Genomic DNA, 11,833 nt, shown 5'->3' with positions numbered 1-11,833 from the left:
CCATGATCCTCTTCACCGGTCGGGAAGATGGAGGTTCGGAGTGCTATTCGATCATGAGGTTCGGTAGATCTCGAGTTTCGTGATGGCGTCGAGGTACATCGGGAACCGGTCGAGCGGGCTGCGGTAGCCGGTGGCCAGCAGCCGCCAGTTCTTGAGGTGTGAGATGACGCGTTCGATGCTGGCGCGGTGGGCTGCGATGGCGCGGTTGTACTCGCGGGTCGACTCGGTCGGGGTCTGGCCTTTCTGTCTTCGGTGGGGCACGCACAGGCCGGTGCCGGTGTAGGCGGCGTCGGCGAAGCCGCCTGGTCCGCCGTCGGCGTGCAGCCGGCCTTCGAACCTGGTGGCGAGTCCGGACTCGCGCCAGGCCTTCGCATCGTGCATCGCTCCTGGCTGCGCCGCTCCGGTGAGCACAAGCCGGCCGTGGAAGGAGCCGACGACCTGGATGTTCTTGATGTCGGTGCCGAACAGCAGCACGATCGTCGGGATCAGCAGTTCCCCGCCCGCAACGCCCATGATCGCGGCGACGATACCGATGAAGAAGCCGGCCACGACTCCAGCGATCACCACGAGGGCGGGGCTCAAGGTCAGTTGCCGCAGCGTGCCGACGTGGTTGGCGACGAGCGCAGCGGCGATGAGGAGCAGCAGCACGGCCAGGACCCGGTAGAGGGTGGCCGATCGCATCCGAGTCGCCCAGGTGGCACCGACCCACGCGCCGAGCAAGCTGCCAGCGAGCAGGTTGACCACGATGCTCCAGTGTGGCACCAGTGTCGACCAGGGCACCGCCACCAGCCGGGCGGGCAAAGCTGTGGTCACCACAACCAGGCTCAGCGCCTTGTTGACGATGATCGCCTGCAAGGCGGCGAAGCTGAACAGGGTTATTAGCAGTGGAAGGCGGAACTCAGCACCGCCCAGTCCGATCATCCCACCGAGCACACCGACACCCGCACCGCCGAAGAAGGCCAGGGGCAGGGAGGTCCTGACGCCAGTCGGTTGGACGGTGGGTGGGATGGCCACGGTACGACCCTACGGGGTCCTAATGGATCCTCCGCAGGTCGGACGTGGCTTCGGTTTCCGACTACTCCGTTTAAGAAATTGCCTCTTCCTCCGCGGGCACGCATAACCCGAGCGCTTCCTCGGTAAGAACAGCACCGAAGAACGGACGAGCACCGTCAAGGCCGACTTGACGGTGCTCGTCCGTTCGTGTGTCTGTGAGGGATGGCCGCTGGCTGGCTGCTGCCGCGCCCGCGGGCCGTCTCCAGGCCGTCAGAGGCTCACCTGGGTCGACCAACGATGACCGTTACTGCGGACGTTTGACCAGGTGGCGCAGTGTTGGATGTCACCCGGCCAGGTCCGGCGGCGTGGTCTTATCTGTAGTTGGTGAACTGGTGGGCCGTGTCCGCTACCTGGGCCAGGCCTAGAGCCCTGAATGCGGAGTCGATACTTTCCCAGCGTCAGGTCGGGCGCGGTTCGGCTATGCGGCAACCTGGACGCCGAGTTCGTCGAGAAGGTGCCGTACGCGCCGCTCGATCTCGTCGCGGATGGGTCGAACGTCTGCCACGTCGCGGCCGGCGGGGTCGTCGAGGTCCCAGTTGAGGTACCGGGTGCCGGGGAAGATGGGGCAGGCGTCGCCACAGCCCATGGTGATGACGACATCAGCGGCTCGGACGATCTCGTCGGTCCACGGCTTGGGGAACTCGCCGGAGATGTCGATGCCACGTTCTGCCATTGCGGCGATTGCCGACGGGTTGACCTTAACGCCGGGTTCGGATCCGCCGGACCATGCGGTGGCGCGATCGCCAGCGAGGTGCTGGAAGAAGCCGAGTGCCATCTGGCTGCGTCCGGCGTTGTGTACGCACAGGAACAGGACGACGGGCTTGCCATCGTGGTGGTGGCCTTCAACCTTGGCCAGGGCGTGTAGGCGTTGGCGAGCGAAACGCTCGGCCAGCAGGGGTAGGTAGTTGGGGATGGTGCCGGTCGTGGCGAACTGGTCGTAACTGGAGTGCAGGAACCGTTCGATTGTCTCGGCACCGTAGACGCCGCTGAACTCGTCGCCGAGGCGGACGGCTGCCGTGCGTAGCGCTAGCTGCTGGTCGATGCTCAGCTCGTTTGCGGTGGTGTCGGTCATCTCAGGCTCCGGGTGGTAGGGCGGGTGCGAGTCGCTCGACGCGCTGCGCGATGTCGGTCAGGGCGGCCTCGAAGGCTGCGTCGGTATCGATGGGGGCGGGGTCGGGAATTGACCAGTGCAGCCGACTGACGGGATCGGCTGGCAGTTGTTCGTGGGCGTTGTCGCAGACGGCCACGACCAGGTCATCCCGGCGCAGGACGTCGTCGACGTGGGCGGTGGCGGCCTGCGCGATTGCTAGTCCGTAACGCGCAGCAGCAGCCACGGCGCGCGGATGCACCCGTGCTGCCGGCGTGGTCCCGGCGGACGCGGCGGGCACATCGCTACGGGCGGTCCAGAGGGCAGCGGCCAGCTGTGAGCGGGCGGAGTTGTGCGTGCAGACGAAGACCACCCGCCGCACCGGGCGCAATGGGGGCGGCGTCAGACCGGCCAGGGCTTCGGGTCGCAGACGTAGATAGGTGCGCCGTCGATCGCCTTCAGAGCGGGAGCGCTCGACGATCTCAGCTTCCTGCAGCACCTTGAGGTGGTGAGCGACCAAGTTGGTGGCCAACCCGAGCCGCTGGGAGATCTCACCCGGTGATGCGTCGCCCAGTGCCAGCGCGTCAACAATCGCGAGCCGGGCAGGCTCGCCCAGCGCCGCGTGTATGCGTGCGCGTGAAACCAGCTTTACGGTAGACCACTCAGCATCCATTGAGTCAATAATCGCTGTTATAGTTCCGCCCGTCAACTCGGGAAGACGGTTTCCTTGCCGAAGCGCGCAGGCCTGAAGTCGTGCCCGATCGTGCCCGATGCTGCGGTCAGCCAGGGTCAAGCTAGGACATGGCTCGGTCGGCCTGGCCGCCCGCTAACAGGGTCGATACCAGGCCGACAGCCCGCCTCTCAGCGGCGATCGATAATTCCTAAACCGTGGCCCGCCGGGTAACGCTGCCCCGTGCCGGCGTCTTGACGAGTCCTCTGGTTGGGGCCCTCCTTCTCCTCCCGGGCGGCCCTCCCCGGTGGGCGGGACGATCGCGACGGGACGGCGAGAGTGGCACGGTGTCAGGTGTCCGCATCCAGCGGGAACTTGCGCGGTGTCGACGCCAGGTGGCGGAGTTCTGCGAGGTGCTCCTCGGTGGCGACTCTCGCGACCCGATACGAGTAGGTCCACTGGCCGCTGGAGAACTCGCCGATGCGGTCGAGCTCGTTGATCACGTAGTCCAAGTTTTGGCCTGCAAGGGGGCCATCAAGCCACAGCCCGGTGCAGATCGGGGGCAGCTTCACGGGAGGAAGGTGGGTCACCTCATCGAGGCCGAACCTCTCCAAGATCTCAGCGTCGGTGACGTCAGACTCCAGGAACTTGGCGCCGTCCTCACCGTGGATCATCAGCATCATTCCGTCGCCGAGGGTGGCGACCCAGCCAGTTCGCCCTTCCATGCCAAAGATCATGCCTGGGTGGCCGCCCGAGGTCGACTCCATGCTCCGCCATAATGAGACGAGCGCCGTCAAGGCCGACATGACAACGCTCGTCTGAGCTTTCGAGTTCGCGGTTACCGGAACGCAAGGCCGCCAGAGGCCGACTTGAGCCGACCAACGATGACGAACGATGCAGAACCTTGCCCAGCTCACGAACCGTGATGGCTTACGTGGGCAGGTGCGATCCTAGGCATCTATCTGTGGTTGGTGAACTGCTGACCTGTACGCGCTGACTAGCGCGGTATGCGGCGGCGTCAGGTTCGGTCGGGAAGTGCATGTGCAATGCACCAGCCGTCGGCGGTACGGGTCATCGTGTAGACGATCGTGGTCTTCTCCGGCTCAGCCTGGCCGGCCACGGAGATCTCCTGCGCAGCCCGAACTTGTACATCGGTCCCCTTGAATCGGGTGTCTGCGATCGAGTAAGCAACCAGCGTGAAGCGCGCTGAGAACGCCCCGGCATCGGTGGTGGCGACGGCATCGAACTTCTCTCGTACGTCCGCGCAGATCAGCAGACGCCCCTGAGCGACATCACGATGCTTGACCGCATCCAGGTAGTTCTCAACCGCCATCCGTACCTCGGTGTCCTGCGTGTGCAGGTCCGGTGCCAGAGTGTTGGAGTCTTGCGATGCGTCAACAGAGGGTCGGCCAACGGGCGGCTCGTCGTTGCTGGCGCATGCGGTGACTCCGGTGCTCGTCAGGCCGAGCGCAAGGGCCAGCACACGGGTGCATGCTGAGCGGATGTTCATCGTCCTACCTCGCTGATCTTCGGGAGGGGACAGAGTCTCACACGCCCTCGCCTGCAACGACCGCGGTAACCCTACCGATCGGGTCACAGTCACCAGATGGACGCGATGCGACGCATTGCGAGCAGTGCGGCAGCCTACTGCGGGGCCGTTGTGGGGCCGTTCCGAGAGGCTTCTGGGCCGTGACGGGGCCGTCTAACGATGACCAGCGTTGACGGTCGATAGGGGGCGTTGCCAAGCATCTTGGCAGGTCAGTGCAGAGGGAAGGGGTTTTGGCCGGTACAGGGACGGACGAGTCGGCCTGTACGCCGGATGCAGGGCCTACTTGCGTCGCAGGTTGTCCTTGGCGGAATACAGCGCAAATGCGATGGTTGGGACCACGCAGCACAGGAACGCAGCCCACTTCTGGATCTCGTACCACACTGGGCAGAGCCTTTCGCGCTCGCGATGGCCGGTAGGGCCTCACCCTAGAAGGACAAGCCGTTGGTCGGCCACCGCCGAATGGGCAACGACATATTGGCCCGCGGTCGGCTTGCTCCCTGTGGACAGCACCGATAGTTCGCATCGAGGGGGATCCCACCGGCTGGCGTGAGGCGACAGCGTGTAGTACGTGCTTGGGGTCTGACCCCCTCCCGACCCCAACCGACTGCAATACGAGCGCAGCGAGCACGGCCGCTCGGCTTGCTGATCTGAGGTCAGGGTGTCCGACCGTGATTGGGAGGGAGCCCTCTTAATCCGCGGCTCAGCGCAGTGGCGAAGTGACCCGGGGTGCCCAGTTGGGGCCGTCCTGAGGCCGTCAGGCAGGCACTTGGGCCATCACGGGCCGTCAAACGACGACCAAAGACGACCGGTGACAACCGCTACTGGCGGAGGTCTTCGCAGGCCAGCGCCATGACGAAACCCGCTGGGCTGTACAGGGACGGACGAGTCGGCCTGTGCGCCGGATTCCGAGGGCTTGACGCGCTACAGGTCCACGACCATGGCTGGGGCCACGATCTTCGGTTCCGCCAACGCCAAGATCATGCCGTCGCCAGGCCGCAGACGTTAGACAGTGACAACCAACGACGACCATCACTGACTATGTTTTGCCTGGCCCGGCACGCCTTGGACGCGCCCAGCCAGGGTCGAATTTTCACCGTTGGCATGACACCGCCTACAACCAGCCGCCGCACCCGAGCTTCTTCATCGGCGACGGCATGAGCACCCCGAACTCCCCCAACATCTACGTCAGATGATTTCCATGGCGGCCTGATCATGGCGTTGGGCCGTCGCCGGGCCGTCAGGGCCGTACTCGCCGAAAGGTCATCGATCGCGCGGCGGGTACGCCCCTGACGGCCCGGCATCAGGCCCCGAGCGGCGGCTTGATTCTGGGCAGCCGCTCGGCGCCGGACTGCGCCGAGAAGGCCGTGGCGCGCGGTCCCGTGCCGGAGCCCGCAACGACGTCGCCTTCGGGCATGGTCCTCGTCCCACCACAGCGGAGTCAGCCGATCCCCGTCTGCTCTCGCCACGGGAATCCGGTGACCTTCACCGCGAGCGCGCGGTTCCGATCGCGACCGCCCGCCTGGCTGCAGACCGCGGTGGCGGTGGTCGTCGTAGCGGCCGGGCTGCCCGTGGCCTACCCGCAGGCGCGTTACCTCGACGACCCCGACCCCGAGCTCTACCTCCTCATACTGGGCGCTGGACTGTTCGCCGCCTGGCTGGCCCACAACCTCATGGTGAAGATCATCGACGATCCGTGGGGCTTCTGCCCGGCCTGCCGGGCGCGGCGAGCCGGCCTCGTCAGGGCGGCGACCGCCTGCTTCGTGCTGGTGCCGGTCTCCTGCGCCCTGTACCTGCCTGTCGTGCTGCCCGAGCAGCTCGGAGACGAAGAGCTGTCCACATTGGCGGAGACCATCCGCTGGGCGGTGGTGGTCGCCCCAGGCGTCTTCGGCATCGCCGGGGTGGCGCTGTCTGCGTACGCGCGCTGGGCGGTCGTGGCCGGCGGTGTAGCCGGCCGGCACGGGACCGTGGTGGAGTTCCGCCGGCCCGCGCCGCAGTTCTCCCAGCAGATGACCGATCAGGCGAGGCTTGCCGAGCGGGGTTAGCTCGAACAGCTACGTCCGCTCAGGCCGGTAGCGCGTCGATCACGGCTCGTAGCGGTTGAGGCAGGGGCACACCTGACGCCGTGTCCCGGAGCAGGCGCGACGTGACGAGGAGATCCAGGAGGTCACCCGTCGCGGCCGCCGACCCGAGGAGTTCCACGACGGGCAGCAGGTTGGCTTCCACGTCCTCGGGGAGCCGATCGAGGTAGCCGTGGTCGTCGTCGAACATCACCTCCTGGAATGCGGTAACGGAGCGCAGGATCTCCGCGCGGTCGAGTTCCGCGGCGCGCTTCTCTGCGCCCTGCCACTGTGGCATCCATCGCGGCAGCACTCGACGTCCTCCCATCGGCCTCGACGATCACGGCATGATATGTCGATGACTCGGGGGCCGGTGCACTTCCAGCCGTCGCTGGTTCACCTGCCGGACGTACACCGTTGTCACACCACGGTGGCAGGCTGTCGCGCACAGCCGGTCGTCGATGGCGAGGAGGGCCGATGCCTGCCGACGTGCAACTGCATCAGGAAGTGCATGTCTGCTACGGGCAGATCTACGTGGAGAGCCGCAACGCCCGGCTTGACGGCGACCTGTCCCACTCGTTCCGCGGGCAGGTCAACGGTCTGTGCGGGGCAGCCATTCCCGGAACACTGTTCCTGATCACCGGCACACACACCGGCCGCGTCGGTTTCACCGTCGAGCTGCACCGCCGCGAGCCGCCGCCGCCGGACGAGTCGTGGGAGGACGCCGTCGAGGCGTCGTTCACGACCGACGGCACGGAGCTGGGACTCGCCGAGTGGGGCGGCGAGGGCTGGTATCCACTCGACCTGCCCGATGGCGACTACCGGGTCCGATACTGCGGGCGCGGAATGGCGCAGGGGCAGCAGGGCGGCGTGCCCCAAGACGGTGAACCGCCACACGACAACTACCTGCTGCAGTTCTGGCCGGCGCCGCCGGCCGCCGACCGGGTGCTTCGGGAAACGACGGCGCAGGCCGCGTACTGGCACGAGCACGCGCGGTCGCTTCCGCCGCCGCCCACACCCGAAGAACTCGCCGAAAAGGCACGCCTGGAACGGCTGGAGCAGGAGCGCCGACAGGCGGATCGGAGAGCCGCCGCGGACCGCCGTCGTTGGGGTGACCGGGTGCCCAACGACCGGCTGCGCCGAGTACAGGGCAATGTGCTCGGCATGGAAGGGCTCGACCTGGAACTGGTGTTCGCCGTGGCCGAGGCCGACGATCGGACGCAGCGGGCGGTGGCCCGGTGGGCGGCCGAGAAGGCGTATGTGACGGCCGGTCTGTCCGAGCTGCCGTGGGTGGTCCCGGCGCTGGCGGCGCTGCGGGACGGCCGACCGCTCCCACCGCCGTTCGACGATCCGCGCGCGCTGTGGCCGCGCCTGAACGGGATGCCGCTCACCACGGTGCGCTCGTACGACGGTCGGCACGAGCACGTGTCACAGCAGCACATGGCCGTCCCGGCACTGCTCGGCGCGATGGAGCCGGACTCACTGCAGGCTGCGCTGGACGCCCTGTTCGCCGCGGCCGTCACGCACGGCGACGGCTACCGGGCGCTGCTCGCGGACGCACGGAAGGCGTTCCCGCAGCTGCGCACCGGTGCGCGGTGACCTGTCCGTCGGGACGCGACCGGCGGCTCCACCGCGCCGAGGACCACGAGGGCGACGGCTGGATGTTCATGCTGCGCTGACGTCTCCGGGCTTGGGCAGGGCATCCGGTGGGGCAGCTCCGCGGTCTGTCTGCGCCGAGGTGCGGAACAGGGGGGTGAACAGCGCGGTCGCCGCGGTCGCCGTGCACAGCGCGCCTGCGGCGATCAGGGTCGCCGACGAGCCGTACCCGGCGGCCGCCGCGGTCAGCGCCGCCGCGCCCAGCGGGGTCAGCGCCGAGTGGAGGGTCCAGAACGCCGAGGTGACCCGGCCGAGCAGCGGGGCCGGGGTCACCTCCTGCCGCAGCGACATCGACACGATGCCCGCCACGGCGGTGCAGCCCAGCACGGCGGTCGCCGCGGCAGCCACCAGCGGCACCCGGCCGGCCAGCCCGATCCCGGCCATGGCGACTCCGCACAGCGCCCAGGCCCCGGTCCACGTCGGCGCGAAGCCGTACCGCCGCCGCAAACGCGCCACCGCGACCGAACCCAGCAGCGTGCCCACGATGCCGACCGCGAGCACGTAGCCGACGGTGCCGTCGCTCTGGCCGAGGTCGTGCTTCAGCCGATAGATCACCACGTCGGTGAGGCCGAAGGTCAGGCTGCTCAGCACGGTCAGCAGCACCGTCAGTGGTCGCAGTAGCGGATGCCGCGCGATGAACCGCGCCCCGGCGAGCAGCACGTCCAGCGGCCGCTCGTCGTCGGCTCGGCGGGCAGGCGCGCCGGTCGGTCGCAGCCGGAGCAGGACGAGCACCGCTGCGGACACGGCGAAGGTGCCCGCGTCGACCGCGATCGCCACGGTCGGGCCGAACCGGCCCGAGAGCAGACCGGCCAGGGCCGGGCCGACCAGGTACGCCGTGGACGACGCTGCGAACAGGCGGCTGTTGGCGCGGGTGATCTCCTCTGCGGGCACCAGGCTGGGCACGACGGTCACGTGCGCGACCCGGAACACCATGCCGAAGGCGCTCGCCAGCGGCAGCACCAGGTAGAGCAGCCACACCTGCGGCTGGGCCAGCCAGGCGAGCGGGATGCTCGCGTACAGCAGGAGTCTGGCCAGGTCGCAGCCGACCAGCAGCCGCCTGCGGTCGAACCGGTCCACGACCACCCCGGCGAACACGCCGGTCATCAGCGATGCCGCGCCGCCGAGGGCGGTGACCACGCCCATCTGCGCGACCGAGCCGGTGGTGTGCAGGACGAGCAGCGGGATCGCGACGTATGAGAACGAGTCTCCGAGCGCGGACAGCGTCTGCGCCACCAGCAGCGGCCACAGGTCGCGCCTGCGCTCCGGGTCCGGTGCCGACGGTGGGCTCGCCGCTGTCGCTGCCAGTGCCGCCCCCCGCCGTTACGTCGCCCCCAACCTACCCGAGGCGGCCGTTGCTTGACATCGAGCGATCGAGTATTCATGCTTTCACTATTCAAGTAGTGAATTGAGGTTGCCCTGATCGAGTTTCATCTGGACCGCGCCTCCGGTGTCGCGAGCTACCTGCAGATCGTCCAGCAGGTCAGGCACGCGATCCGGCTCGGCGTCCTGCAGCCCGGCGACCAGCTCCCGACGGCCCGGGAGGTGGTCGACCGGCTCGCCATCAACCCGAACACGGTCCTGAAGGCATACCGGGACCTCGAACGCCAGGGACTGGCCGTCGGCCGGCCCGGGCTGGGCACCTTCATCCAGGGCACCCTCGGTGTCGCCACCGTCGCGGCGCAGGAGAAGACCCGGGCCGAGCTGGCGCGGGTGGTGCACGCCGGCCGCGCGGCCGACCTGGATCGCGAAGACCTGAAGGCACTGTTCGCGGCGGTGCTCGACGAGGCGTATCGAGAGGACATCGCATGACAGCAGGAACGGCTGCCACGGCAGACCCGCAACAGTCCGGCACGACGACCACCGAGCCGGCGGAGCGACCGGCCCTGGAAGCGGTGAGCCTGAGCAAGCGATACGGGCGACATTGGGCGTTGCGCGACTGCACGCTCACGATCCCGGCAGGCCGCGTGGCAGCCCTGGTCGGCCCGAACGGTTCGGGGAAGACGACATTGCTGCATCTGGCGGTGGGGCTGCTGCGTCCGACCGATGGGCAGGTCGAGGTGTTCGGCGCTGCCGTCGGACACGACGCGCAGGCGCTGACCCGGGTGGCGTTCCTGGCCCAGGAGAAGCCGCTCTACCGGAACTTCCGCGTGCGCGAGATGCTCCGGTTCGGACGCGACCTCACCCCCCGCTGGGACGGCGACCTGGCCCGGCAGAGGCTGGAGGAACTGGAGATCCCGCTGGACCGGAAGGTCGGCAGGCTCTCCGGCGGCCAGCAGACGCAGGTCGCGCTGACCCTCGCGCTGGCCAAGCAGCCCAGCCTGCTGGTGCTGGACGAGCCCCTCGCCGACCTGGACCCACTGGCCCGTCACGACGTCACCCGGCACCTGATGGCGGCCGTCGCGGAGACGGGCATGACCGTCCTGCTGTCGTCGCACGTGGTCCCCGACCTCGAGGACACCTGCGACTGGCTGGTGGTGCTCAACCGGGGCCGGGTGCAGGTCAGCGGTGACATCGGCGCACTGCTGGAAAGCCACCACCTGCTCATCGGCCCAGCCGACTCGGCCGAGGCCGTGGCGGCGGGGCACCAGGTCGTCACCCGGCACACTGCCGGACGGCAGACCAGCATGCTCGTCCGTGGCTCCGAACCCGCGGCCGACCCGCGCTGGATCGGACGCCCGCTCGGGCTGGAGGAACTCGTGCTGACCTACCTTCGCGACCCCGCCGCCACGGCACTGCCACGGCAACCGGCGACCCCGCAGAACTGAGAGGACACCATGTACTGGTTGACCTGGCGTCAACATCGCGCACAGGTGCTCGCCACCGCCGGGCTGCTGCTGGGGCTGGGCGTCCTGCTGCTGGCGTCCGCGATGGACGCGACGCGGTATCTCGCCGAGCACGTCGTGGCGGGCTGCCCGGGCCCGGCGGAGCAGTGCCACGACGTCAACGTCGGGCTGTCCCAGCGTTACGGACTCGTCTACCAGGCGGTGCTCGGCATCCTTCCGCTGCTGGGACCGGCGCTCATCGGGGCGTTCTGGGGCGCCCCGCTGATCGGCCGCGAGTTCGAGCGCGGCACCAACAAGCTGGCCTGGACCCAGTCGGTGACACTGGGCCGCTGGCTCGGCACCAAGGTCGGCCTGCTGGCCGTGCTGGTGGTCGTGGCCGGGCTGGCCCTGTCCGCGATGGTCGGCGCGTGGCTGTCGGTCTTCGACGGCGTCGTCGGCCCGGCCTTCTCCAACGCCGGCCTGTTCAACCTGGTCGGCGTCGCCGCCGCGGCCTGGTGGCTGTTCGCGTTCGTGCTGGGTGCCGCGATCAGCGCGGTCCTGCGACGCACCCTGGCATCGATGGCGGTGACCTTCGCGGTCATCGCCCTCGTGTTCCCGATCATGGTTTTCGCGCGGGATGCCTACGCGGAGCCGTTACGCGCCGCGTACACCGAGTACGAAGCGATCCTCGACCAGGGCGCCATCCTGACCGGCAACGCGTGGACCGACCCGTCCGGGCGTGAGATCGCCGGCCCGCCGGCCGACCTCTGCCCGCCGGCTCCCGGTGAGGCCGACTCCGCGGCCGGACAGCAGAAGCGGGACAGCTGCCTGGCCGAGCGCGGATTCATCTCGATGGTGGAGTACCACCCGGTCAGCCGCTTCTGGCGGTTCCAGTGGATTCAGGCGGCGATCCTGGCCGCAGCGACCGTCCTGGTCGGCACCGGCGCTCTGGTCTGGACGTTGCGCAGGCGGCACTGAGCGGCGGACCGCGTTGTCGAC

13 protein-coding genes are annotated in these 11,833 nt (G+C 68.6%); 6 read left to right on the top strand and 7 right to left on the bottom strand.

What is annotated here, in order from left to right:
• Window positions 1-51: 51 nt before the first annotated feature.
• From FLL47_RS38640 to FLL47_RS38620, 5 genes are all read right to left on the bottom strand, one after another.
• Window positions 52-1,014, bottom strand: coding sequence for a TSUP family transporter (locus FLL47_RS38640; RefSeq protein WP_222106396.1), 963 nt, complete (start codon window positions 1,012-1,014; stop codon window positions 52-54).
• Window positions 1,015-1,471: 457 nt separating this feature from the next.
• Window positions 1,472-2,125: an arsenate reductase/protein-tyrosine-phosphatase family protein gene (locus tag FLL47_RS44535; protein ID WP_144127629.1), complete on the bottom strand. Its 654-nt coding sequence runs from the start codon at window positions 2,123-2,125 to the stop codon at window positions 1,472-1,474.
• Between the two features lies 1 nt (window position 2,126).
• Window positions 2,127-2,813 carry an arsenate reductase/protein-tyrosine-phosphatase family protein gene (locus FLL47_RS38630; RefSeq protein WP_144127628.1) on the bottom strand — a complete coding sequence of 229 codons (687 nt, stop codon included), beginning with the start codon at window positions 2,811-2,813 and terminating at the stop codon, window positions 2,127-2,129.
• Window positions 2,814-3,160: 347 nt separating this feature from the next.
• Window positions 3,161-3,577, bottom strand: a complete 417-nt coding sequence (locus FLL47_RS38625) for a hypothetical protein (protein WP_144127627.1) — start codon at window positions 3,575-3,577, stop codon at window positions 3,161-3,163.
• Between the two features lie 251 nt (window positions 3,578-3,828).
• A complete protein-coding gene (locus tag FLL47_RS38620) occupies window positions 3,829-4,320 on the bottom strand; it encodes a hypothetical protein (protein WP_144127626.1) in 492 nt (163 codons plus the stop codon).
• A gap of 1,082 nt (window positions 4,321-5,402) precedes the next feature.
• Here FLL47_RS38620 and FLL47_RS45280 point away from each other — a divergent pair.
• Both FLL47_RS45280 and FLL47_RS38615 read left to right on the top strand, forming a co-directional pair.
• Window positions 5,403-5,552 carry a rhamnogalacturonan lyase family protein gene (locus FLL47_RS45280; RefSeq protein WP_425457811.1) on the top strand — a complete coding sequence of 50 codons (150 nt, stop codon included), beginning with the start codon at window positions 5,403-5,405 and terminating at the stop codon, window positions 5,550-5,552.
• Window positions 5,553-5,834: 282 nt separating this feature from the next.
• Window positions 5,835-6,401, top strand: a complete 567-nt coding sequence (locus tag FLL47_RS38615) for a hypothetical protein (RefSeq protein ID WP_144127625.1) — start codon at window positions 5,835-5,837, stop codon at window positions 6,399-6,401.
• A 19-nt stretch (window positions 6,402-6,420) separates the two neighbouring features.
• Here FLL47_RS38615 and FLL47_RS38610 read toward each other — a convergent pair whose 3' ends face one another.
• Window positions 6,421-6,729, bottom strand: coding sequence for a hypothetical protein (locus FLL47_RS38610; RefSeq protein WP_144127624.1), 309 nt, complete (start codon window positions 6,727-6,729; stop codon window positions 6,421-6,423).
• 164 nt (window positions 6,730-6,893) lie between these two features.
• On the opposite strand from FLL47_RS38610, the gene FLL47_RS38605 reads away from it, so the two are divergent.
• Window positions 6,894-8,015 (top strand): hypothetical protein, encoded by a 1,122-nt coding sequence (locus FLL47_RS38605; protein ID WP_144127623.1) that lies wholly within the window; start codon window positions 6,894-6,896, stop codon window positions 8,013-8,015.
• A gap of 66 nt (window positions 8,016-8,081) precedes the next feature.
• On the opposite strand, the gene FLL47_RS38600 is transcribed toward FLL47_RS38605, so the two are convergent.
• Window positions 8,082-9,305, bottom strand: coding sequence for an MFS transporter (locus FLL47_RS38600; protein ID WP_222106395.1), 1,224 nt, complete (start codon window positions 9,303-9,305; stop codon window positions 8,082-8,084).
• A 171-nt stretch (window positions 9,306-9,476) separates the two neighbouring features.
• On the opposite strand from FLL47_RS38600, the gene FLL47_RS38595 reads away from it, so the two are divergent.
• Genes FLL47_RS38595 through FLL47_RS38585 form a run of 3 tightly spaced genes read left to right on the top strand, consistent with a single transcriptional unit; the run spans window position 9,477 to window position 11,812 of the window.
• Complete coding sequence (locus FLL47_RS38595; protein ID WP_342780395.1) at window positions 9,477-9,881, top strand: GntR family transcriptional regulator; 405 nt, start codon at window positions 9,477-9,479, stop codon at window positions 9,879-9,881.
• Window positions 9,878-10,837, top strand: a complete 960-nt coding sequence (locus FLL47_RS38590) for an ABC transporter ATP-binding protein (RefSeq protein ID WP_144127620.1) — start codon at window positions 9,878-9,880, stop codon at window positions 10,835-10,837. The genes FLL47_RS38595 and FLL47_RS38590 overlap by 4 nt, the downstream gene beginning before the upstream one ends.
• A gap of 18 nt (window positions 10,838-10,855) precedes the next feature.
• A complete protein-coding gene (locus FLL47_RS38585) occupies window positions 10,856-11,812 on the top strand; it encodes an ABC transporter permease subunit (RefSeq protein WP_186316167.1) in 957 nt (318 codons plus the stop codon).
• Window positions 11,813-11,833: the final 21 nt, after the last annotated feature.

The organism is Catellatospora sichuanensis (assembly GCF_007483665.1).
Lineage (GTDB): Bacteria > Actinomycetota > Actinomycetes > Mycobacteriales > Micromonosporaceae > Catellatospora > Catellatospora sichuanensis.
This window is presented reverse-complemented; position numbering and strand designations above follow the sequence as displayed.